The organism is Pseudomonas sp. AC463 (assembly GCF_979253585.1).
This window is the reverse complement of record NZ_CEEDDZ010000002.1, coordinates 113384-135722: the sequence shown is the minus strand read 5'-3', so window position 1 is coordinate 135722 and position 22339 is coordinate 113384. Positions and strand designations below refer to the sequence as shown.

At 61.6% G+C, this 22339-nt stretch carries 23 protein-coding genes; 2 read left to right on the top strand and 21 right to left on the bottom strand.

Annotation, left to right across the window (positions count from 1 at the left end; genetic code table 11):
• Positions 1–9: 9 nt before the first annotated feature.
• From AC0IYH_RS02790 to AC0IYH_RS02715, 16 genes are all read right to left on the bottom strand, one after another.
• Positions 10–570 carry a DUF1285 domain-containing protein gene (locus AC0IYH_RS02790; protein ID WP_116625946.1) on the bottom strand — a complete coding sequence of 187 codons (561 nt, stop codon included), beginning with the start codon at positions 568–570 and terminating at the stop codon, positions 10–12.
• 17 nt (positions 571–587) lie between these two features.
• On the bottom strand, positions 588–1193 hold the full coding sequence (locus tag AC0IYH_RS02785; RefSeq protein WP_116625945.1) for a DUF4823 domain-containing protein: 606 nt from the start codon (positions 1191–1193) through the stop codon (positions 588–590).
• 101 nt (positions 1194–1294) lie between these two features.
• Positions 1295–2263: a GTP 3',8-cyclase MoaA gene (locus AC0IYH_RS02780; RefSeq protein ID WP_471832910.1), complete on the bottom strand. Its 969-nt coding sequence runs from the start codon at positions 2261–2263 to the stop codon at positions 1295–1297.
• Positions 2264–2377: 114 nt separating this feature from the next.
• Positions 2378–3037 (bottom strand): TetR/AcrR family transcriptional regulator, encoded by a 660-nt coding sequence (locus AC0IYH_RS02775; protein WP_116625943.1) that lies wholly within the window; start codon positions 3035–3037, stop codon positions 2378–2380.
• A gap of 444 nt (positions 3038–3481) precedes the next feature.
• Positions 3482–4267, bottom strand: coding sequence for a TatD family hydrolase (locus tag AC0IYH_RS02770; protein WP_116625942.1), 786 nt, complete (start codon positions 4265–4267; stop codon positions 3482–3484).
• Between the two features lie 64 nt (positions 4268–4331).
• Positions 4332–5321, bottom strand: a complete 990-nt coding sequence (locus AC0IYH_RS02765) for a DNA polymerase III subunit delta' (RefSeq protein WP_471832909.1) — start codon at positions 5319–5321, stop codon at positions 4332–4334.
• On the bottom strand, positions 5314–5946 hold the full coding sequence (tmk, locus tag AC0IYH_RS02760) for a dTMP kinase (RefSeq protein ID WP_471832908.1): 633 nt from the start codon (positions 5944–5946) through the stop codon (positions 5314–5316). The genes AC0IYH_RS02765 and tmk overlap by 8 nt, the downstream gene beginning before the upstream one ends.
• Before the next feature lie 19 nt (positions 5947–5965).
• Complete coding sequence (gene mltG / locus AC0IYH_RS02755) at positions 5966–7090, bottom strand: endolytic transglycosylase MltG (protein ID WP_471832907.1); 1125 nt, start codon at positions 7088–7090, stop codon at positions 5966–5968.
• 1 nt (position 7091) lies between these two features.
• The gene (gene pabC, locus AC0IYH_RS02750; protein WP_471832906.1) at positions 7092–7907 is read right to left on the bottom strand and encodes an aminodeoxychorismate lyase; all 816 of its coding nucleotides are present in this window, start codon (positions 7905–7907) and stop codon (positions 7092–7094) included.
• Entirely contained in the window at positions 7907–9151 is a 1245-nt protein-coding gene (gene fabF, locus AC0IYH_RS02745) for a beta-ketoacyl-ACP synthase II (RefSeq protein WP_116625937.1), read from the bottom strand. Before fabF ends, pabC begins: the two co-directional genes overlap by 1 nt.
• Before the next feature lie 111 nt (positions 9152–9262).
• Positions 9263–9499 (bottom strand): acyl carrier protein, encoded by a 237-nt coding sequence (gene acpP, locus AC0IYH_RS02740; RefSeq protein WP_003175607.1) that lies wholly within the window; start codon positions 9497–9499, stop codon positions 9263–9265.
• Positions 9500–9690: 191 nt separating this feature from the next.
• Positions 9691–10434 carry a 3-oxoacyl-ACP reductase FabG gene (gene fabG / locus AC0IYH_RS02735; protein ID WP_186693422.1) on the bottom strand — a complete coding sequence of 248 codons (744 nt, stop codon included), beginning with the start codon at positions 10432–10434 and terminating at the stop codon, positions 9691–9693.
• Positions 10435–10465: 31 nt separating this feature from the next.
• Complete coding sequence (fabD, locus tag AC0IYH_RS02730) at positions 10466–11404, bottom strand: ACP S-malonyltransferase (protein ID WP_471832905.1); 939 nt, start codon at positions 11402–11404, stop codon at positions 10466–10468.
• Positions 11405–11530: 126 nt separating this feature from the next.
• The gene (gene plsX / locus AC0IYH_RS02725) at positions 11531–12541 is read right to left on the bottom strand and encodes a phosphate acyltransferase PlsX (protein ID WP_471832904.1); all 1011 of its coding nucleotides are present in this window, start codon (positions 12539–12541) and stop codon (positions 11531–11533) included.
• Between the two features lie 4 nt (positions 12542–12545).
• Complete coding sequence (gene rpmF / locus AC0IYH_RS02720; RefSeq protein ID WP_008152339.1) at positions 12546–12728, bottom strand: 50S ribosomal protein L32; 183 nt, start codon at positions 12726–12728, stop codon at positions 12546–12548.
• Between the two features lie 13 nt (positions 12729–12741).
• Positions 12742–13272 (bottom strand): YceD family protein, encoded by a 531-nt coding sequence (locus AC0IYH_RS02715; protein ID WP_032886799.1) that lies wholly within the window; start codon positions 13270–13272, stop codon positions 12742–12744.
• 105 nt (positions 13273–13377) lie between these two features.
• On the opposite strand from AC0IYH_RS02715, the gene AC0IYH_RS02710 reads away from it, so the two are divergent.
• Positions 13378–13956, top strand: coding sequence for a Maf family protein (locus tag AC0IYH_RS02710; RefSeq protein WP_471832903.1), 579 nt, complete (start codon positions 13378–13380; stop codon positions 13954–13956).
• Positions 13957–14102: 146 nt separating this feature from the next.
• On the opposite strand, the gene AC0IYH_RS02705 is transcribed toward AC0IYH_RS02710, so the two are convergent.
• The 3 genes from AC0IYH_RS02705 to rluC are packed head-to-tail and all read right to left on the bottom strand — an operon-like array spanning position 14103 to position 16716.
• Positions 14103–15086, bottom strand: coding sequence for a S49 family peptidase (locus AC0IYH_RS02705; RefSeq protein WP_122772456.1), 984 nt, complete (start codon positions 15084–15086; stop codon positions 14103–14105).
• Between the two features lie 21 nt (positions 15087–15107).
• Complete coding sequence (locus tag AC0IYH_RS02700) at positions 15108–15770, bottom strand: HAD-IA family hydrolase (RefSeq protein ID WP_471832902.1); 663 nt, start codon at positions 15768–15770, stop codon at positions 15108–15110.
• On the bottom strand, positions 15757–16716 hold the full coding sequence (gene rluC, locus AC0IYH_RS02695; protein WP_065939065.1) for a 23S rRNA pseudouridine(955/2504/2580) synthase RluC: 960 nt from the start codon (positions 16714–16716) through the stop codon (positions 15757–15759). The genes AC0IYH_RS02700 and rluC overlap by 14 nt, the downstream gene beginning before the upstream one ends.
• A gap of 759 nt (positions 16717–17475) precedes the next feature.
• On the opposite strand from rluC, the gene rne reads away from it, so the two are divergent.
• Complete coding sequence (gene rne / locus AC0IYH_RS02690; protein ID WP_471832901.1) at positions 17476–20649, top strand: ribonuclease E; 3174 nt, start codon at positions 17476–17478, stop codon at positions 20647–20649.
• Between the two features lie 75 nt (positions 20650–20724).
• Here the strand turns inward: rne and AC0IYH_RS02685 are convergent, their stop codons facing one another.
• Together AC0IYH_RS02685 and AC0IYH_RS02680 are read right to left on the bottom strand one after the other, a co-directional pair.
• On the bottom strand, positions 20725–21303 hold the full coding sequence (locus AC0IYH_RS02685; protein ID WP_471832900.1) for a nucleotidyltransferase family protein: 579 nt from the start codon (positions 21301–21303) through the stop codon (positions 20725–20727).
• On the bottom strand, positions 21300–22286 hold the full coding sequence (locus tag AC0IYH_RS02680) for an XdhC family protein (RefSeq protein WP_116625929.1): 987 nt from the start codon (positions 22284–22286) through the stop codon (positions 21300–21302). The genes AC0IYH_RS02685 and AC0IYH_RS02680 overlap by 4 nt, the downstream gene beginning before the upstream one ends.
• Between the last annotated feature and the right edge of the window lie 53 nt (positions 22287–22339).

Here is a 22339-nt window from a genome sequence, read left to right as displayed (position 1 = left end):
AAACCGGCCTCAGGGCTCCAGCCCGATGCGGAAAAACTCCCCTCCGCTCCATACGCCCAGCCAGTTCTGACCGTTGATCGGGCGGCTCACCGCCAGCTCCACCAATTGGTAGAACACGTTGCGGTGTACCAGGGCTTCGAGGTTGGTGCGCACCCGCAGGTAGGGTGACGGCTCCTGGGTGACGGGGTCGATCACCACACGAAATGGGTGTTCGAGGCCGGCCTCGACCTCTTCGTCGACATTGGTGGTAAATCGCAGCAGCTGGCTCTCGCCCTGCCCCTGCACATCCAGGGTAACCGCCACAAATGGCGCATCTTCGACGCTGATCCCGACTTTTTCCACCGGGGTAATCAGGAAGTAATCATCGCCATCGCGGCGGATGATGTTGGAGAACAACTTGACCATCGGCTTACGCCCGATCGGCGTGCCCTGGTAGAACCAGGTGCCGTCGCGGGCGATGCGCATGTCGATATGGCCGCAGAAATCCGGGTTCCACAAATGCACCGGCGCCGGCCCCTTGCCCTTGGGCAGTTGCGCCAACAGATCATTGGCCTTGGCGGAATCGGTCATGGGGATCTACCTTTTGGTTACTGATCACTCATGCCCAGCAGGCTCCGGGCGTACTGCGCCAGCGGACGGGCGACCAGGTCTTCTGGCTTGTTGTCGTGGAACGTCAGTAAACCGCCACGACTGCGAATGCGTGCAGTATCAATCAAATACTGTGTGCTGGTCTCGATCAACATGATCTGGATGACCCCGTTGTCCAGGCCAACCCGGTCCAACGCCTCTTGGTCAGCCCACTCATCGGCGTTGCCGATGCGGTCATCGGCCTTGGCGAAGCGGCAATACAACAGGTAGTGGGCGCCCGCCGCACGGGCTTCGGCCATCGCCTGCTCGAGGCCTTCAGGCTGACGGGCACGGCGCACCATGGGGAAATATTCGACGAAACCGTTGAAGGCTTCTTCGGCCACCACGTTCGGGCGTGGGTAGGCGCTGCCCGGTGGCACGAATGTGCCCTGGGCGATAAACACAAAGGAGTCCGGCTGTATGCGCACCGATGCGGTACGGCGGGTATCACTGTGGTCGAGCAACCCGGCGTCGCTCATCTGATAGCGGGTGCCTTCGGCCATATCGCTGACGGTCATGCAACCACTCAGCGTCAACGACGCCAGCAACAAAACCAGACTACGCATCCTAATCCTCCAGAGGCCGGTGACGGAAAACCGGCGAATGGGCGTGAGATGCAGAATCCGCGCCATTCAGCAGCGCCTCCCACATTGGTTGATGTGTAATCCTAGCCGCCGATGATTTTCATGATGGTGGCACCGCCGGAGAAGGCGACTTCCTGCTTATCGCCCAACGCCTTCATCAGCAAGCCTTGCAACGCCGGCAACGCCTGGTGACGCGGTTTGTCCAGCAGGTCGCCAACATAGTGTCGATTGCTCGACGACAAACAGCCATGCAGCCAGCCGGTAGACGACAAGCGCAGCCGCGAGCAGGTACGGCAGAACGGCACGCTTTCATTGGCGATCACGCCAAAGAAGCCTTTGCCAGGCACTTCATAACGCACTGCGGTGGCATCCACCGGGGCATTGGCTTGCAGGTATTCGTGGTGTTCGCCAATCAGGCTGAGCAGTTGTTGCAGGCTGACGAACTGTTGCAGGAACGCATTGGAATCCTTGGCCAGGTGGCCCATGCGCATCAGTTCGATAAAGCGCAACTCGTAGCCACGTTCCAGGCAGTATTCGAGCAGCGGCATCACCTGGTCGAGGTTCTGGCCGCGCAACGGCACCATGTTGACCTTGATCTTGATCCCGGCGGCGCGGGCCTGGTCCATGCCGTCGAGCACGGTGGCCAGGTCGCCGCCACGGGCGATAGTGCGGAAGGCGCCAGCATCCAGGGTGTCGAGGGAGACGTTGATACGCCGAATTCCGGCGTCCACCAGCAACGGGAGTTTGCGCGCCAGCAGTTGGCCGTTGGTGGTCAGGCTGATATCACTGAGGCCCATCTGCCCCACGGCGCCCATGAACGCTTCGAGCTTCGGGCTGACCAGCGGCTCACCGCCGGTAATGCGCAGGCGGTCGATACCAGCCGCTTCGATCAGGTATTCCACGCCACGCGCCATGGCCTCGGCCGAGAGCTCGTCCTGGGCAGCCACCAGCCGCTTGCCGTTGGGCACGCAGTAGGTACACGCGTAATTGCAGGCTGAGGTCAGGCTGATCCGCAAATTGCGAAAACGCCTGCCTTGACGATCAACGATCATGGATCACTCCGGCAGAGGATGATTCGGGCGCGCTAAAAGCTGACTTAAAATTCAGCTTTTAGCAAGATCCTTGCCTGAGTATATTCCTGGGGTACTGCGCCTGGCTTTAAATAATCAGCTGGCAGGCGTTTCAGCGGGCGCGTGCGGCAGCTCGGTGCTGTGCTTGCGCTTGTTGCCCATGCGCACGCCGATGTCCATCAGGAACTGGAAGAAGCCTTCCTGATCCTCCAGCACATTGCTCCAGAACGGCGAGTGGTACAACGCCACGGCGCCATGCACCAGGGCCCAGGCGGCGCAGTAGTGGAAATACGGCGGTACGTCTTCCAGCTTGCCTTCACTGATGCGGCCTTTGATCAGCAGGGTCAGGCGTTCGAAGTTCGAGGCGCGGATCTTGTGCAGCTCCTCGACCATTTCCGGCACCTGATGGCCCTTGACCACCTTCTCTTCCAGGCGGTCGAACAAGCGGTAGCGCTGCGGGTCGCGCATGCGGAACTCGAAGTAGGCGCGGGACAGCGCTTCCTTGTCCTTGTCGACATCGGCCGAATGCAGCAGCTCGTTCAAGTCACGCTCGTAGTCGAGCATCAGGCGCAGGTAGATCTCGGCCTTGGACTTGAAGTGTTTGTAGATCGTGCCTTTGCCGATACCCACGGCATCCGCAATCATCTCGACGGTGACGCTGTCTTCACCCTGTTCGAGGAACAACTTCAGTGCGGTGTCGAGAATTTCCTGCTCACGGCGGCGAAACTCACGGACCTTACGGGGTTCTTTGTGCATGAGGAAGAGGTCTGCAAAGGTCGGAATAGGGAGGGTTGCGCAGGGCCACGATTACATGGCGATACGATTTACCCAGTGCGAGGGATTATCCCGACTGAACGGTCGTTGGGCAACGCCTATGTGAACCCGTTACGCACTTTACTTTCAGCGCGCGAACGATTTCATGCCTGCCAGTCAGAAATAATACGCAACAACTACAGCTGTGCACCCGCCCAATGAGAACTCAAGCGAAGCGCGCGTATTCCAAATCTGTTTAAAAAACGACCAGTCGCGACTGGACTGAATCGGATACTGATCAATACTTGAACTGTCGGCGCGGCATCTCCCCCAAGTGACGCGTCGACCTGGGTACCGACGGACTGTGTGCCCTTGTTTACTCCTAATGGTCTTAACCCGGATTCCCCCCCCAGAACCCGGGTTTTTTTTGCCCGCGATTTGCTCGCGTCAGCCGGCCACATGAGCCAGCGGGAACAGACGCTTGAAGTTCGCCGTCGTCTGCTCGGCAAAGCGCTCGTAGGATTCGCCGCGCAGCATCGCCAGGTAATCCGCCACATCGCGCACATACTCCGGCAGGTTCGGCTTGCCGCGATGGGGGATGGGCGCCAGGTAGGGCGAGTCGGTTTCCACCAACAGGCGATCGGCCGGTACTTGGCGCGCCACGTCACGCAGGGCGTCGGCATTGCGGAAGGTGACGATGCCCGACAGGGAAATATAGAAACCCAGGTCCAGGGCCGCCTTGGCCATGTCCCAGTCTTCGGTGAAGCAATGCAGCACGCCGGCCTGGGGCAGCGCGGCTTCGCGCAGCAAGGTGAGCGTGTCGGCGCGGGCGCCGCGGGTGTGCACGATCACTGGCTTGCCGGTTTGCTGGGCGGCTTGCAGGTGCAGGCGGAAAGAGGCCTGCTGCAACTCGGCGGCTTCGGGCTCGTAGTGGTAATCCAGGCCGGTTTCGCCGATGGCCACCACACGCGGGTGGTTGAGTTCGCCCAGCAGCCAGTCGAGGGCCGGGGCTTCGCCGGGCTTGAGGTCCAGCGGGTGGATACCCACCGAACAGTCCACATCGGCGTAGCGATCAGCCAGGGCTTTGACGTCGGCGGCGTTTTCAGCGCTGACGCCGATGCACAGGAAGTGCCCTACCCCGCGCTGGCGCGCGGCGTCGAGGGCGGCGTCAAGGGAGCCGCCGTGCTGGGCAAGGTCGAGGCGATCCAGGTGGCAATGGGAGTCTACGAGCATAGGAAGTTACAACTTTGTTCACGGAAAAGGGTCTGGCCCACGATACACCCGCAGGCCGCTGAAATTATCGTCGGCCGAGCAGGCCAACCCACTGCACCAGCAGCGCTTCGAGCAACAGCACGCGGTTCAGGTTGGCCTTGCCGAGGACCTTCTGGCGTTGGGCGAGGATCCAGTCCTGGATCGTCAACACCTTGTCCTGGGCGCTCTTCTGCGCGAGGTATTGCACCACCTTGCGCATGTCCGGCAGGCCCAGGCCGTTTTCATCCTGGGTCAGCTGGTAGCGCAGGATCAGGCTCGACCAGTCGCAGAACCAGTCGAACAGCAGCAGCAAGGGAATGTCCTTCCAGGCGGTTTCGGCCAGCTGCGTGGCGGAGACCTCCTGCTTGATCAGCTTCTTCACGCCCTCCACCACCAGCGCACGCTGCTCGCGTACACCTTGGGCCTGCAGCTTTACGGCGGCCAGCGGCGAGCCGGCGGCCAGGGTCAGCAGCTCCACGCGTTCGTCTGCCGAGCAGTCCGGCAGCGCCTGCGCCAGCCATTGCAGGCTCATGGCCTCGCTCGGCAAAGGGCACGCCTGCTGCACGCAACGGCTGCGGATGGTCGGCAGCAAGCGGCTTGACTGGTGGCTGACCAGCAGCAGCACGGTATCGCCGGACGGCTCTTCCAGGCTCTTGAGCAAGGCGTTGGCGGCGTTGATGTTCATCGCCTCCACCGGCTCGATCAGCACCACCTTGCGCCCGCCCATCTGTGCGGTTTGCACGACGAAGCTGACGAGGTCGCGCACTTGGTCGACCTTGATCGCCTTGTCGGCCTCCTCCGGCTCAAGCACGTAGTTATCCGGATGGCTGCCGGCCTTGAGCAGCATGCAGGATTTGCATGCGCCGCAGGCTTCCAGATTGACCGGGCGCTGGCACAGCAGGCTGGCCATGAGCCGCTCGGCCAAGTCACGTTTACCGATCCCCACCGGGCCGTGCAACAGGTAGGCATGGGCGTGCTGGGCACGGCCGGCCAATTGCTGCCAGAGGCTGTCCTGCCACGGGTAGGCTTCAGCCACGGGCGCGCTCCAACAGGGTCGGCAACAGGGCGTCGATGGCCTGCTGCACCTGGGCCAACGGCTGGGCGGCGTCCAGCAGGGAGTAGCGCGCGGGTTCGGCCCTGGCGCGCTTGAGGAATGCGCTGCGCACCGCATCGAAGAATGCCCGACCTTCCAGCTCGAAACGGTCAAGGCGGCCACGCGCGCTGGCGCGGGCCATGCCCACTTCCACCGGCAAGTCGAACAGCAGGGTCAGGTCCGGGCGCAACTCGCCCTGCACGAAGGTTTCCAGGCTGGCGATGCGCTCCAGGGACAAACCCCGGCCGCCGCCCTGGTAGGCGTAGGTGGAATCGGTAAACCGGTCGCAAATCACCACGGCGCCGCGCGCCAGGGCTGGGCGGATCACCTCGGCCAAGTGCTGGGCGCGGGCGGCAAACACCAGCAGCAGCTCGGTGTCCGCATTCATCTGTTCTTCGCCTGGGGCCAGCAGCACCTCACGAATGCGCTCGGCCAGCGGCGTGCCGCCGGGTTCACGGGTCAGCACCACTTCAATACCTTCGGCGCGCAAACGCTCGGCCAGGTAATCGCGGTTGGTGCTTTTGCCGGCGCCTTCAGGGCCTTCCAGGGTAATAAACAAGCCAGTCACAGGCAGTCCTTAGTCAGAGTCATTGCGGGCTTTGCGGTGCGGAGGTGTCTGGCGCAGGCTCGGCGGGTGCATCAGTAGCCGGCGAGGTTGCGCCTTCGGCAGGCTTTACCACCGGCGCCGGGCTGGAACGGTAATCGGCGCGGCGCTTGAGCTGAAACTCACGCACGGCGGCATTATGCGCATCCAGGTCATCGGAGAAAATATGGCTGCCATCGCCACGCGCAACAAAATACAGGCTGCTGCCCGGCACCGGGTTGAGTGCTGCATGGATTGCCTCGCGCCCAACCATGGCGATGGGCGTCGGCGGCAGCCCGGCAATCATGTAGGTGTTGTAGGGGTTGGCTTCCTTGAGGTGGGCGCGGGTCAACTTGCCGTTGTAGCGCTCGCCCAGGCCGTAGATCACGGTAGGGTCGGTCTGCAACAACATGCCGATCTTGAGGCGGCGCACGAATACCCCGGCGATTTGCCCGCGTTCCTCGGGCACGCCGGTCTCTTTCTCCACCAGGGAGGCCATGATCAGCGCCTGGTAAGGGTCGGTGTACGGCGCATCGGCGGCGCGTTTGCTCCACTCCTGGGCGAGCACGTCATCCAGGCGGTTGTAGGCTTTTTTCAGGAACTCGACGTCGGTCATGCCGCGCACGAAACGGTAGGTATCCGGGAAGAACCGACCTTCAGGGAACACACCCGGGTGGCCGAGCTTGTCCATCACTTCGCTGTCGGTAAGACCGGAAAGGGTCTGCACGATCTTTTCGTGCTTGGCCAGGGCCGAGCGCACCTGGCGGAAATTCCAGCCTTCGACCAGCGTGAGGCTGTATTGCACCACCTCGCCACGCTGCCACACGCCGATCAGGCCCTGGGCGGTCATGCCCGGGGTCATGCGGTATTCGCCGCTGTGCAGGGGTTGGCCGTCGAGGTTGAAGCGCCAGTACAGGCGCAGCCAAAAGGCACCGTCGAGCACGCCATCGGCTTCCAGGCGGTTGAAGGTGCCCGTCGGGGTCGCCCCGGCCGGCACGTCGAGCAGTTGCTCTTCGGTCAGCTTCAACGGCTGCTTCAGGGCAGCGTCGTATTTCCAGGCGCCATAGCCCAACAGCAAAGCCGCCGAGAACAGGCCGATCAGCAGCAGTACAAGCAGTTTTCGTATCAACTCAAATATCCAATAGCGCGCGAACAATGGCCTGCAGTTTACGGGTGAGCGGCCCAACCGGCCAGCTCATCGCAGCACAGCCACGCACCGGCCAAATGCCATAAACGCTGTTGCACACAAATACTTCGTCAGCCTGCTGCAACTGCTCGAGGCTGATGTCGGCCACGGCCACCGGGACGCCCAGGGATTGTGCCTGGGCCAGAATCTCGGCGCGCATCACGCCCGCAACGCCGCAACGATTCAGATCGGCGGTTAGTAACAAGCCATTGCGCACCAGGAACAAGTTGCTGAATACGCCTTCGATGACCCGTCCAGACATATCCAGCATCAAGCCTTCGGCATGCTCGGCGTCTTGCCATTCGGCGCGGGCGATCACCTGCTCCAGGCGGTTGAGGTGCTTGAGGCCGGCCAGCAACGGCTGCTCGGCCAAACGGGTGGCACACGGAAACAGGCGGATGCCGTCGGCTCCATGGGCGGGGGGATAGGTAGCGGGCGCACTGCCCTGCAAGATACGGCGCACCGGCGCGCCGGGGTTGATGCCATAACCGCGCAGGCTGTCGCCACGGGTGAGGATCAATTTGAGGACACCGTCGCCGAGGGCGGCGGCATAGGCCAGCACTTCGCTGCGGATCAATTGCGGGTCCGCAGCCAAGGCCAGGCGCCTGCAGCCCTCATCGAGGCGCTGCAGGTGGCGGTCGAGCAGCACGGGCTGCCCGGCCTTGACGGCGATGGTCTCAAACACCCCATCGCCATACGCCAGGCCGCGATCTTTCAGGGGCACCGTGCCCTCTGGCTGACCGTCGACCCAGCTGTGCATCACTCGGCGAACCGGCGGAACACCAGGGAACCGTTGGTGCCACCAAAGCCGAACGAGTTGGAGATTGCCACGTCGATCGGCATCGACTGCGCTTCGTGAGGCACAAAGTTCAGGTCGCAGCCTTCGTCCGGCTCATCGAGGTTGATGGTCGGCGGGGCGACCTGATCCTTGATGGCCATGACGCTGAAGATCGCCTCGACCGCGCCCGCCGCACCCAACAGGTGGCCGGTCATGGACTTGGTGGAACTGACCGCCAGCTTGTAGGCATGCTCACCGAACACCGACTTGATGGCTTCGGCTTCCGCCAGGTCGCCGGTCGGGGTCGAGGTGCCATGGGCGTTGATGTACTGCACCTGGGCCGGATTCACCTTGGCATCACGCAGGGCATTGGTAATGCAGCGCGCGGCCCCGGCACCGTCGGACGGTGGCGAAGTCATGTGGTACGCGTCGCCGCTCATGCCAAAGCCAATCAGCTCAGCGTAGATGGTGGCGCCACGCGCCTTGGCGTGTTCCAGCTCTTCCAGTACCAGCGCACCGGCACCGTCGGACAGTACGAAACCGTCACGGCCTTTGTCCCACGGACGGCTGGCGCGAGTCGGCTCGTCGTTGCGGGTCGACAGCGCACGGGAGGCACCAAAGCCGCCCATGCCGAGACCGCAGGCCGCCATTTCGGCGCCGCCGGCGATCATCACGTCGGCTTCGTCATAGGCGATGTTACGCGCCGCCATGCCGATGCAGTGCGTGCCAGTAGTGCACGCCGTGGCAATGGCGTAGTTAGGCCCCTGTGCACCCAGGTGGATGGACAGGAAACCGGAAATCATATTGATGATCGAGCCCGGTACGAAGAACGGTGAAATTCGACGGGGGCCGGAATCGTGCAGCGTGCGGCTGGTTTCTTCGATATTGGTCAAACCGCCAATACCCGAACCCATGGCCACGCCGATGCGCTCACGGTTGGCGTCGGTGACTTCCAGGCCGGCGTTACGCACTGCCTGAAAACCGGCTGCCAGGCCGTATTGAATGAACAGGTCGAGCTTGCGGGATTCTTTGACCGAGAGATATTCCTCGACATTGAAGCCCTTTACCGAGCCGCCAAAACGGGTGGAATAGGCAGAAAGGTCCGTGTGTTCGATCAGACCAATACCACTGCGGCCAGCCAGAATGCCCTCCCAACTGCTCGGCACATCCGTACCCAGTGGCGACAACATACCCATACCGGTGACTACGACGCGTCTACGCGACACAGCACTCTCCTTTTTCTTGATGACGACACTTTGCATCAGAGCTAAAGAAAAAACCGCACGCCGTTACAGCAGTGCGGTTTTTCCCTAACAGCAAGCGACGACTACAAACTATTACGCCTGGTGGCTAGTAACGTAGTCGATAGCAGCTTGAACAGTAGTGATTTTTTCAGCTTCTTCGTCCGGGATTTCGGTCTCGAATTCCTCTTCCAGAGCCATCACCAGCTCAACGGTGTCAAGGGAATCGGCACCCAGGTCTTCTACGAAGGAAGCGGTGTTGACCACTTCTTCTTCTTTAACGCCCAGTTGCTCGGCAACGATTTTCTTGACGCGCTCTTCGATGGTGCTCATACCTTGTTTAACTCCTAATGGACAAATTCAGGCAGCTGGCCAGTGGGTAAGTGTATAGAAAGCCTTTTCAGCTTTTCAACTGAAAGCTTCACCCTGTACCCGGTCGGCCACCTGCCTATAAATTAAGTTGCAGCTTTATAACGGATTTTAGACAGCTCGTATGACATTTTTTTGAAGCGATCCGTCACAATTTAACTCATGTACATCCCGCCGTTAACCGGGATTGTAGCCCCAGTCACGTATGCCGCACCGTCAGATGCCAGGAAAGTGACCACATTCGCGATCTCTTGAGCCTGGCCCAGACGGCCCAGCGGAATCTGCGTCAGCAAAGCTTCACGCTGTGCTTCCGGCAGTTCGCGGGTCATATCGGTATCGATGAACCCTGGGGCCACCGAGTTGACCGTAATCGACCGCGAGCCGACTTCACGCGCCAGTGCACGGCTGAAACCTTCCAGACCGGCCTTGGCGGATGCGTAGTTTACTTGGCCTGCGTTGCCCATGGCACCCACTACAGAGCCAATATTGATAATTCGGCCCCAACGCGCCTTGGTCATGCCGCGCAAAACACCCTTGGACAGGCGAAACAGACTGTTCAAGTTGGTATCGACCACGTCGTACCACTCGTCGTCTTTCATGCGCATCATCAGGTTGTCACGGGTGATACCGGCGTTATTCACCAGAATCGCCGGCGCGCCGAACTGTGCGGTGATCGCAGCCAGTACCGCAGCCACGGATTCATCGCTGGTTACGTTCAGTTCCAGGCCAGTGCCTTGAACGCCGTTTTCCTTCAAGGTCGCGGCGATACGCTCGGCGCCCGAGGCGGAAGTGGCGGTGCCGATCACAACGGCACCCTGACGGCCCAGTTCCAGGGCGATCGCCTGGCCAATGCCACGGCTGGCGCCGGTAACCAGTGCAACTTTACCTTGCAGACTCATGCAGGCTTCTCCTTAGTTCAGGATTCAGGGATCAGGCCAGTGCTGCGCGAGCGGCAGCGAAGGCATCCGGGGTATTGAGGTTGGCAGTCGACACGCCGTCGGCGCAGCGCTTGTTCAGGCCGGCCAGGACTTTGCCCGGGCCGCATTCGACCAGCTCGGTGGCGCCATTGGCCGCCAGGGTCTGGACCGATTCGACCCAGCGTACCGGCTTGTAGAGTTGCTCCAGCAGGTCGCGCTTGAGAGTTTCGAGGTCGGCGGGCACGGCCGCGCTGACGTTCTGCACCAGCGGAATCTGCGGCGCCTGCCAGTTGATGGCAGCGATGGACTCGGCAAAACGCTCGGCCGCCGGGCGCATCAGCTCGCAGTGGGACGGCACGCTAACCGGCAACGGCAACGCGCGCTTGGCGCCACGGGCCTTGCAGCCTTCGATGGCACGCTCAACGGCAGCCTTGGCACCGGCGATCACCACCTGACCAGGGGAGTTGAAGTTGACCGCGCTGACCACGTCACCCTGGGCCGCTTCGGCACAGGCTTCGATCACCACCGCATCGTCCAGGCCCAGGATCGCGGCCATGCCGCCCTGCCCGGCCGGAACAGCTTCTTGCATCAGTTGGCCACGACGCTCGACCAGCTTGACCGCCTCACCGAGGGTCAGGCTGCCCGCAGCGACCAGGGCGCTGTATTCGCCCAGGCTGTGACCGGCCACGTAAGCCGGGCGCGCGCCGCCTTCGGCCAACCACAAACGCCACAGGGCGATCGAAGCGGTCAGGATGGCCGGCTGGGTCTTATCGGTTTGATTGAGTTGCTCTTCCGGCCCTTGCTGGGTCAGCGCCCACAGGTCATAACCCAGGGCGTCGGAAGCTTCCTTGAAGGTTTCCAGGATCAGCGGGTACTGCGCGCCCAGCTCGGCCAACATGCCGAGGGACTGCGAACCCTGCCCTGGAAAGACGAATGCGAGGGATGTAGACATGTAACAAGCCCCTAATGATCTGGTCGTCAAAAATGCGCGCGCCTACTGTGGGAGCGCACGAAACTGACAGATTGGATGGTCAATTGAACTGGCCGGTCACATTTAAGCATTCCCGGGCCGATTCGCCTAAGGCAACAGATCCTCAAGACGGCCGTGCAAGCGTTGCGGCAGGTTTTCCTGGATCTCGATCACGGCCCGCGCAACCGCACTCTGGAAGCCCTCCACACCCGCAGAACCGTGGCTTTTCACCACGATGCCCTGCAAGCCGAGAAAACTTGCGCCATTATGCCGTGCCGGCGCCAGGTCAGCCTGCAACCGGCGCATCAGCGGTAGCGCCAGGGCGCCGACCAGCCGCGACACAACGTTGCGCTTGAACAACGCCTCGATGCGCGTGGCGATCATGGTCGCCAGGCCTTCGCTGGACTTGAGCAGGATATTGCCGACAAACCCGTCGCACACCACCACATCCGCTTCGCCACGGTATAAGCCATCGCCCTCGACAAAACCGATGTAGTTCAAGCCCCGCGCGCCTTGCAACAAGGTGGCCGCAAGCTTGACCTGCTGGTTACCCTTGATGTCTTCGGTACCGATATTCAGCAAGGCCACACGCGGCCGGGCCACACCCAGCGCTTCGGCGGCTACCGAACCCATCACAGCGAACTGGAGCAGGTGCTCGGCACTGCAGTCCACGTTCGCGCCCAGGTCCAGCAACTGGCAATAGCCTTGCTGCGTCGGAATCGCCGCCACCATCGCCGGCCGGTCAATCCCTGGCAAGGTCTTGAGCACATGCCGCGACAACGCCATCAAGGCCCCGGTATTGCCAGCGCTGACACAGGCTTGCACCTTGCCATCACGCAACAACTCAAGGGCCACCCGCATGGAAGAATCGGGCTTGCCACGCAGGGCCGCCGCCGGCTTGTCATCCATGCTGATGGTTTCGCTGGCTGGCGTAATCGTCAGGCGCGCGCGACCCACCGCCGGATGGCTGGCAATCAGTTCTTCAAGAAGGGAGGGTTGACCGACGAGGGTCAGGTGCAGCGAGGGTGTGGCAGACAGGCTGGCAATGCAGGCCTGAACAATGCTGCGGGGACCGAAGTCCCCGCCCATTGCGTCAATCGCGATGACTAGAGCAGACAAGTGATTACTCGTCAGCGCCCTTGTCGATCACTTTACGGCCACGGTATACGCCTTCTGGCGATACGTGGTGACGCAGGTGAATTTCACCGGTGGTTTTTTCTACAGACAGAGTGCTCGCCGTCAGGGCATCGTGCGAACGACGCATGTCACGGGCGGAACGGGATTTTTTGTTCTGCTGAACAGCCATAATTGATTAACTCCTAAACGTTTGGGTCACGCTTTAACTGCGCCAATACACTGAACGGGTTGGACCGCGTTACCTCGTCCTCGCTCGGCTCGGCCTCGTCATCAAGGCCCTCCGGCTGCTGGCATTCTTCCGGATGATGAGCAGGCACAATGGGCAAGGCGAGCAGAAGCTCTTCCTCGATCAGTGCATGCAGATCCAAAGGATCTTCGCCCAGTTCCAGCACGTCATAACCTTTCGGCAACGACTGGGTATTCGCACCCTCCTTCACCACAGCGTAACTGCATTCGCTGTGAATCGGCAGGGTGACCAGCTCAAGACAACGCTGGCAAACCATTTTGACTTCGGTGTCGATAAAGCTGTGGATTACCACAGATTTACGTTCATCTCGTTCAAATACGAATTTGGCCTGCACCGTACCGACAGTGTCGGAAAGCGGGTCGCAGAGTCTCTCCAAATCGGCCAGCAGCAATTCACCTTGAAGGGAAGTGCCACGATCAGCCAATTTGCGCGGGTCAACGTGAGGTGGAATCGGGTCATTCAACATAGGCGCAGCATTATAGGGATGCACCCAGCCATGTCAAAGGAAATTCAGCCCTGTGCGTCAGCCGGTCGCCCCGCTAGAATTTGCCGCTGCCTTGAGGAGACGCCCATGCTGCCTTTATTACTCGCATCCAGCTCGGTTTATCGCCGGGAATTGCTGAGCCGCCTGCACCTGCCATTCACCTGCAGCTCGCCGGATATAGACGAAAGCCATCGTGAAAACGAGTCCGCCATCGAGCTGGTCAAACGCCTGGCCGAACAGAAAGCCCGCGCCCTCGCCACCAGCCATCCGGGGCATTTGATTATAGGCTCCGACCAGGTGGCCGCTCTGGAAGGCCGCATTATCGGCAAGCCCCACACCTTTGAAAACGCCCGTGAACAGTTGCTGGCAGCCAGCGGCAAGCGCGTGAGCTTCCTGACAGGCCTGGCACTGCTGAACAGCCAGACAGGACACTGCCAGGTCGACTGCGTGACTTTTACCGTGCACATGCGCGAGCTGGACGTTGAGCGCATTGAACGTTACCTGCGGATCGAGCAGCCGTATGACTGCGCGGGCAGCTTCAAGGCTGAAGGGCTGGGTGTGAGTTTGTTCCAGAGCACTGAAGGGCCGGATGCTACCAGTCTGGTGGGGCTGCCGTTGATTCGCCTGGTGGATATGTTGCTGGCCGAGAACGTACAGATCCCTTAAGAACACCACAAAACCAAATGTGGGAGGGGCGGTGCGACGATTCGACTTGCCCCCGATTGCAGTGGGTCAGCTACAGATAAACTGGCTGATCCACCGCTATCGGGGGCACCCCCCCTCCCACATGTTGACCCCAACCAACCCCCAAATCAGCGCAGTGTCGGGCCCTGGAAGCCCATGTACAAGGCCAGCTTCTCAGCCACGCTGGCGCCGAGCTTCTTGGAGAACCGGTCAAACGGCGATTCCTGAACAGTGAAATCCACCAGTTCCTTCTCGCCGATCACATCGCGTGCCACCAGGCTGGCGCTGCCCAAGCCATCGATCAGGCCCAGCGGCAACGCCTGCTCACCCGACCACACCAACCCGGAGAACAGCTCCGGATGATCTTTATCCTTCAGACGATCCCCACGCCCCTGCTTCACGCTGGCAATGAACTGGCGATGGGTAGTGTCGAGCACGCCCTGCCAGAACTCGGTTTCATCGGCCTTTTGCGGCTGGAACGGATCGAGGAACGACTTGTGCTCGCCCGAGGTGTAGGTGCGACGCTCCACACCCAGCTTCTCCATGGCGCCGACAAACCCGTAACCGGCCGCCGTCACACCAATGGAGCCCACCAGGCTGGCCTTGTCGGCATAGATCTGGTCGGCGGCGCTGGCGATGTAATAGGCGCCCGAGGCACCCAGGTCGGAAATCACCGCGTACAACTTGATGTCCGGATGCAGCGCGCGCAGACGGCGAATCTCGTCATACACATAACCCGACTGCACCGGGCTGCCACCCGGGCTGTTGATTCGCAGGATCACGCCCTTGACCTTGGGGTCTTCAAACGCGGCACGCAGGCTGCTGACGATATTGTCGGCGCTGGCGGACTCCTTGTCGGCAATCACCCCGCGCACTTCGATCAGCGCGGTGTAGTTGGCGCCACGGGTCGCGCTTTTTTCCATGTCCATCAGCGGGCTGAACAGCACCAGCATGGCAATCAGGTAGGTAAAGGTCAGCAGCTTGAAGAAAATCCCCCAACGCCGTGCGCGGCGCTGCTCCTGGACGCTGGCCAGGAGGGTTTTCTCCAGCAGCTTCCAGCTCTTGTCATCACCGCTTTCAGCCTTTTCGGGCGCTTTCCACTCGTCACTCATGCCATCAACCCCAGCAAAGACTTATTGGGCCCGGCTCAGCCAGGCCTGCAATTCGGAAAAATGATCAATCGTCAGCCTGGGCTCGTATTGCTGCAAGGACTCGGCAGCCTGGGCGCCATAGCTGACCGCCACGCTGTCCATGCCAGCATTGCGCGCCATCATCAGGTCGAAGGAGGCATCACCCACCATCAAGGCCTGACGCGGCGACACACCGCAATGCGCCAGGATCTGCTCCAGCATCAGAGGGTGAGGTTTGCTGGCGGTTTCATCGGCCGCGCGGGTGATGTCGAAAAAATCTTCGAAACCGTGAGCCTTCAGCACCCGATCCAGCCCGCGACGGGCCTTGCCGGTGGCGACGGCGAGGTGATAGCCCTCGGCACGAAAGGCCTCCAGCGACTGCAGCACGCCATCGAACAACGGCGACGGCGTGGCTTCCAGGGCGATGTAGTGGTCGGCGTAGTGATCGCGAAATGCAACCAGCTCAGCGTCGCCGATCTGCGGATACAAGGTGCGAATCGCCTCAGGCAAGCCGAGGCCGATGATGCCCTTGACCGCAAAATCAGTGCACAACTCAAAGCCCGAGCGGGTCGACGCCGCGTGCATCGACTCAACGATCCGGCCAATGGAATTGGCCAGCGTTCCGTCCCAATCAAAGATCAGCAGTTTGTAATCAAGGTGCGACACTCAAACGCTCCACGGTCTTGGCCCACATCTCATCAACCGGCGCCTGCAGCTTCAATTCGCCACCATCGGGCAGCGGCACCGTGAGCATGTAGGCGTGCAGGAACAGGCGCTTGCCGCCCAGGTCGCGGATTTCCTTGGAGAAATCCTCGTCGCCGTACTTGGTGTCACCGGCGATGCAATGGCCCGCATGCAGGGTGTGCACGCGAATCTGGTGGGTACGTCCGGTCACCGGCTTGGCCTCGACCATGGTGGCGAAGTCGCCGAAGCGGCGCAGCACCTTGAACAGGGTCAGGGCTTCTTTGCCCTCCTCGTCCACTTCGACCATGCGTTCGCCGGAGCGCAGGTTGCTCTTCTGCAACGGTGCACGCACGCTCTTGATGGAGCTGGCCCAGTTGCCGCGCACCAGGGCCATGTAGCGTTTGTCGACGCCATCGCCACGCAGGGCGGTGTGCAGGTGGCGCAACATACTGCGTTTCTTGGCGATCATCAGCAGGCCGGAGGTGTCGCGGTCCAGGCGATGGACCAGCTCCAGCTCCTTGCAATCCGGACGCAGCTGACGAAAGGCTTCGATCACACCGAAGTTCAGCCCGCTGCCGCCGTGAACCGCAATCCCGCAGGGCTTGTTGATCACGATGAGCTTGTTGTCTTCGAACACAATCGAAGCTTCAAGGCGCTGCAGCAGGCCCTGGGCCAGCGGCACGGGCTCGTCGCGCTCAGGCACGCGCACCGGCGGCACACGCACGATATCGCCCGCCTGCAGCTTGTACTCGGGCTTGATACGGCCCTTGTTCACGCGCACTTCGCCTTTACGCAAGATGCGGTAGATCAAGGTCTTGGGCACGCCTTTGAGCCTGGCCAGGAGAAAATTGTCGATGCGTTGGCCGGCATATTCCGGCGAGACCTCGAGCAGCTGGACGCTGGGGGTCTGGGGGGCGGTAGTCGTCATGGCGGCGATGATAACAATTTTTTATGGAATTGAAGCACTTAATCATTGCTGCTATAGTCGCGAACGCCGCCAAAAGCGGCCTGGACAGAGGACTTGCGGCAAACTGCCGGCCCTGACCATCGCAATTCATCAGGACGCGAGGCCGTCCTACGGGGCTTTCGCCACCTTGGAAGGCTCAAGATTGTAACAAGCGCAGGTGACATGAGGCCTGAAGCGAGTGCAGAAAGCAGAGTGAATACTCGCGTTCTGCGCCGATATTTACGGCCAGTTCACAAAGTGCAGTCAGTCTTGAGCCAGACCATGGCGAATGCTTCGGAAACAACGCCTGTTAAGAGCTGAGTGAGAGCGCAGTCGCGCTCACCCAGTCTTGTTTAGCCATGAGCGTGGACTCCCCATTGGAGCACACGGTAAATGCCAACCCGCTGCGGATTCTGCGCGCGGCAGCACCCGAATTATCAGGGATACGTGTAGGGTGGAGATGCACAACCGTCGGACCGTGTAGCACTAGGCTTATATTTAGACGCTTCATCTCGTCCACAGTCGCCGGTTGATTCCTCCTCCTGACCTTAGCTTTTGTTGAAGTGGTGCCTTTGTCACCACCGCTAACAAGCAGGACGCGTCCGTCGCGATACCGGCCCAATTGGCTGATTATTGCTGGACACTGGAGTGGCCAACCACTCTTGACGCACCTGACACCGACCGTGAGAAGTCGTGTGTGCCGAACGCCGTTTCCGGCAGCCCGGAAACCGACGGTACAACATGAAAAGAATGCTGATTAACGCAACTCAACCCGAAGAGTTGCGTGTTGCACTGGTAGATGGCCAACGCCTCTACGACCTGGACATCGAATCCGGTGCACGCGAGCAAAAGAAGGCCAACATCTATAAAGGCCGTATTACTCGCATCGAACCAAGCCTTGAGGCTGCCTTTGTCGATTTCGGCTCCGAGCGCCACGGCTTCCTGCCCCTCAAAGAAATCTCCCGCGAATACTTCAAGAAAGCCCCTGAAGGCCGCGTGAACATCAAGGACGTCCTGAGCGAAGGCCAGGAAGTCATCGTTCAGGTCGAAAAAGAAGAACGTGGCAACAAGGGCGCAGCCCTGACCACTTTCATCAGCCTGGCTGGCCGCTATCTGGTCCTGATGCCGAACAACCCGCGTGCCGGCGGCATTTCCCGTCGCATCGAAGGTGAAGAGCGCAACGAACTGCGTGAAGCGCTCAACGGCCTGATCGCTCCGGCCGACATGGGCCTGATCGTACGCACTGCCGGCCTGGGCCGCAGCAGCGAAGAAATGCAGTGGGACCTCGACTACCTGCTGCAACTCTGGACCGCCATCAAAGAAGCCTCGCTGGATCGCTCCGCGCCATTCCTGATCTACCAGGAAAGCAACGTGATCATCCGCGCCATCCGCGACTACCTGCGCCAGGACATCGGCGAAGTGCTGATCGACAGCGTTGAAGCCCAGGACGAAGCCCTGACCTTCATCCGCCAGGTGATGCCGCAGTACGCCAGCAAGATCAAGCTCTACGAAGACAGCGTGCCGCTGTTCAACCGTTTCCAGATCGAAAGCCAGATCGAAACCGCCTTCCAGCGCGTGGTCGAACTGCCTTCCGGTGGCTCCATCGTGATCGACCCGACCGAAGCCCTGGTGTCCATCGACATCAACTCGGCGCGCGCCACGAAGGGTAGCGACATCGAAGAAACCGCCCTGCAGACCAACCTGGAAGCGGCTGAAGAAATCGCCCGCCAGCTGCGCCTGCGTGACATCGGCGGCCTGATCGTGATCGACTTCATCGACATGACCCCCGCCAAGAACCAGCGCGCCGTGGAAGAGAAAGTCCGCGAATGCCTGGAAGCTGACCGTGCCCGCGTACAGGTCGGCCGTATCTCGCGCTTCGGCTTGCTGGAAATGTCCCGTCAGCGCCTGCGTCCATCCCTGGGCGAGAGCAGCGGCATCGTCTGCCCGCGTTGCAACGGCACCGGCATCATCCGTGACGTTGAATCGCTGTCCCTGGCGATCCTGCGCCTGATCGAAGAAGAAGCCCTGAAAGACCGCACCGCCGAAGTCCGTGCGCAAGTGCCGATCCCGGTTGCAGCCTTCCTGCTCAACGAAAAACGCAACTCGATCACCAAGATCGAACTGCGCACCCGTGCCCGTATCGTGATCCTGCCGAACGATCACCTCGAGACGCCGCACTTCGAAGTACAGCGCCTGCGTGACGACAGCCCGGAAGCCCACAGCGGCCAGTCCAGCTACGAAATCGCTGCCGCTGCTGCCGAAGTGGAAGAAGTGCAACCCGCCGCCGCGACCCGCACCCTGGTTCGCCAGGAAGCTGCCGTGAAGACTGCGCCAGCCCGTGCCAACGCACCGGTACCGGTTGAAGCGGCTGCCCCGGTTGCCGCGCCGGCCGTCCTGCCTGAGCCAAGCCTGTTCAAAGGCCTGGTGAAGTCGCTGGTCAGCCTGTTCGCTACCAAGGAAGAGCCCGCTGCCCCGGTTGTGGTTGAAAAACCTGCCACCGAGCGCCCGGCCCGTAACGAAGAGCGTCGCAACGGTCGTCAGCAGAGCCGTAACCGCAACGGTCGCCGTGACGAAGAGCGCAAGCCTCGCGAAGAACGTGCACCGCGTGAAGAACGCGCCCCACGTGAAGAGCGCGCGCCGCGCGAAGCCCGTGAAGAGACCCCAACCGTAGCCCGTGAAGAACGTGCACCGCGCGAAGAGCGCGCACCACGTACCCCACGCGCTCCGCGTGAAGATCGCAAGCCACGTGGCGAGCGTGAAGAGCGTGTGCGTGAACTGCGCGAGCCGTTGGACGCCGTTCCAGCCGTTGCTGCCGCCGTCACCGCCGAAGCCACCAGCGAAGAACGCCCGGCCCGCCAGCCGCGTGAAGAACGCGCCCCACGTGAAGAGCGCCAGCCGCGCCCACCGCGTGAAGAGCGTCAACCACGCGCCGAGCAAGCCGCTGCCGCCAGCGACGAAGATGTACTGACCGCTGAAGAGCAGCAGGAAGATGGCCAGGACAACGCCGAAGGCGATCGTCCACGCCGCCGCTCCCGTGGTCAGCGTCGCCGCAGCAACCGTCGTGAGCGTCAGCGTGATGCCAACGGCAACGTGATCGAAGGCTCGGAAGAAGCCGGCGAGAACGCTGAAGGCGCAAACAGCGAACCGACTGGCGCCGATCTGGCTGCCGGCCTGGCCGTTACCGCCGCCGTTGCCAGCTCGGTCATCAGCGCACCTGCTGAAGCCCAGGCTCACGAACAGGCTGAACGTGCTACCGCTGCTGTCGAAGAAACTGTTGCAGTAGAAGCACCGGTTGCCGAAACGCCTGTAGTTGAAGCGCCAGCCGCTGAAGCCGCGGTCGTGGAAACGCCAGTTGTTGAAGCTGCCGTGGTTGAAGCGCCAGTGGTCGAAGCCACTACCCCGATCGAAGCGCCCGTTGTACCGGAAGTAGAAGTTGCCCCGGTTCAAGAAGCGCAGCCAGAAGTGGAAGTGGTTGCTGTCGAGCCTGCACCGGTCGTCGAGCCTGAGCCAGTGGTTGAAGCGGTCGTTGAAGCGCCAGTTGTCGAAGCCGCCCCGCAAGTGCGTGAAGTTCGCGAAGAACAGACCGCCTTCCAGTGGTCTGCCGAGCCAGCCGCACCGGTTGAAGCGCCAGCCCCTGCCCCTGTGGCAGAAGAAGCGCCAGCACCGGTTGTTGAAGCCGTGGTTGCCGAGCCGGCGCCAGTGGTTGAGCCAGCACCGGTCGTTGAAAACGCGCCAGTGGTTGAAGAAGCGCCAGTGGTTGCCGAAGTCGCCGCCCCGGTGGTTGAAGCCGCACCGGCCAGCGCCCTGACCGAAAACGGCCGTGCGCCGAATGACCCACGTGAAGTGCGTCGTCGTCGCAAGGAAGCTGAGGCTGCTGCCGCTGCGGCAGCTCAGGAAACAGAAGCACGAGACTAACCTCTCGTCTGATTCCAGCAGCTACTAAAAAGCCCCGCCTGAGTGATCAGGCGGGGCTTTTTTATCTGGCGATTTTTAGCGGTACTGCAGCCTCGCGGGCACATCCACATCCCACAACACACCGGCGTCCTGTACCAGTACCTCCTCTAATGCCGCCTGGGCAAACAACGGCTTGGCGCCGCGATCACCGGTCAGCGCCATCAGCTGCGGCCCGAACGCACGGCCAAACGCAACCGGATGCCCATACCGCCCCGCCTGTACCGGCACGCTGATGCCATCTGCCACCAGCGCGTCAATCACCTGCTCAATGCTGGTTGGCTGGATAAACGGCATATCCCCCAACACCACCAGCCAGCCCTCGGCCGACGCACTGGCCGCGACCGCCGCGGCAATGCTGTCACCCATGCCCGCCGAGTGCAGCAGCACGACCTGGCAGCCATAAGCCTCGGCCAAGCGGATGACCTCCGTACGCTCTGGCGAGGTCACCACCCAACGGTCCACCACGCGCGCGGGCAAGTTCACCAGCACTTGCTCGATCACCGGCCGCGTCACGCCATCCCGGCCGACACACTGGGCCAGCAACTTATCCTCGCCCGTCTCGGCGCGAAACCGGCTGCCCAGCCCCGCCGCCAGCACAATCGCCGTGACTGTCACTCGGCGACCACCGGCAACGGTTTTTTCTGCATCGGCGCCACGCCGTTCTTGATCGCGACAATTTCCGCCATCAGCGACAAGGCGATTTCCGCCGGCGTATGGCTGCCGATATGCAAGCCAATCGGGCCATGCAAGCGTGCAATGGCCTGCGCCGACAAGCCCAGCGCCGCCAGGGTTTCGCGACGTTTCTGGGTGTTGACCCGCGAGCCCAGCGCGCCGATGTAGAACGCGCTGGAGTTCAACGCCGTGAGCAAGGCCATGTCGTCCAGGCGCGGGTCGTGGGTCAGGCACACGATAGCGGTGCGCTCGTCGGTCTGGATATTCAGCACCGCCTCGTCCGGCATGCCCGGCACGAAGCGGCCATGCTGTTCTTCCCAGCCATAGACGAACTCTTCGCGCGGGTCGCAGATCAGCACTTCGAAATCCAGCAAGCGCGCCATTTCCGCCACATACCGCGACAGCTGCCCGGCACCGATCAGCAGCAGGCGCCAACGCGGGCCGTAGATGGCGCGCAGACGTTCGCCGTCGAAGGTCACCACATCGGTCTTGCTCGCGCCGCTCAAGGTGACTTCGCCGGTGGCCAGGTTCAGCTCACGGGCGACCACTTGGTGGTCCTCGCAGCGCGCCAGCAATTCGGCCACCCAGGCCCAGTCATCCACGCGCTCTTCGGTGAGGCGCAAGGTGCCGCCACACGGCAGGCCAAAACGCGCTGCCTCATCGCGGGTAACGCCGTAGGTCACCAGTTGCACGGGCGGTCCGTCGGCGGCCAGGCGGCCATCCTGCAAGCGTGCGATCAAGTCGTCCTCGATGCAACCGCCGGACACCGAACCGATCACCACACCATCGCCCCGCAAGGCCAACATCGCCCCCGGTGGGCGCGGCGCACTGCCCCAGGTCTGCACCACGCTGTACAACACCACTTGCTGCCCGGCGCGGCGCCATTCAAGCACGCTGCGCAGGACATTCAGATCCACACTGTCCATCAGGTCTCCCGCCAGCGTTGTTGATGAAGTAGTCATTTACTGTAAAGGAAAAG